Below are 875 nucleotides of genomic sequence, written 5' to 3'. Positions count from 1 at the left end.
AGTTCTTGAAGCATGGGAAGATTGGAAAGAAGATGCGATGAAGGATACGGACAAAAAAGAAGTTAGGAATTACTTTGATATTTTGAAGGTCATGAATGATTGGGATAGAAAAGAAATACGACAATCTAACAATTTATGGAGAATATTTGACTACGCAGAAGATGATAATCTCATTACCACTGAACAAAAACAAAAGCTGAGAACAAAACACAATGAATCGAGAGAATTAATTCAATCTACTATGCAAGAAATAGAAAATGAACTCAATGACATTAGTGCTCAAACAGTAAAAGACATGAAAGANACCAAAAGATGCGGCACAACAACCGGATGAAGACCAAGCAGAAAAACAAGATGAAACTGAAAATGAAGAGCCTGAAAAATACGAAGATCAGGAAGATGAGAAAGAAGTATATCAATCACCAATTGATAATACAATTCCAGAGGTGCCAGAAGACACAGCGGGTTTTATTCAGCAAGCTGCTGGTCCCTATTCAGGCATTGATGTACGTGACGACACCATAGTTGACCAAGCCAAGGAAGATATAAAAAAATTGAAGCCTTTACCAAAAGATGCGACCGATGAACAATATGCTGAGTATTACCGATATCTTTACTCGCTTATTGCAGAAGATTTTCCTGATCCCCAAGACACAATAAACAAATGGGAATTCGGCTCATTCGGAGATCCAGATTTACCGGATTCCCGGTATCACTTTAAGGAAAACTACAACATCGAAGTGCTTCTCGATGCGAGTGGCAGCATGGGAGCTTATATTGGAGACAAAACGATGATGCAGATTGCCAAAGAGTCGATTAATGATTTTATGAAGCAAGTCCCGGAAGATGCGAATGTATCATTCCGTGTATATGGC

At 38.3% G+C, this 875-nt stretch carries 1 protein-coding gene; it reads left to right on the top strand.

Annotated features, from left to right (window positions below; genetic code table 11):
* Positions 1-446: 446 nt before the first annotated feature.
* Positions 447-875, top strand: a 429-nt coding sequence (locus tag HPC67_RS15625; RefSeq protein ID WP_217589833.1) for a vWA domain-containing protein, incomplete at its 3' end; no start/stop codon positions are given.

This window comes from Lentibacillus saliphilus (assembly GCF_019093865.1).
GTDB classification, from domain to species: domain Bacteria; phylum Bacillota; class Bacilli; order Bacillales; family Amphibacillaceae; genus Lentibacillus_B; species Lentibacillus_B saliphilus.
The sequence above is the reverse complement of the archived record's forward strand: the minus strand, read 5'-3'. Positions and strand labels throughout refer to the sequence as shown.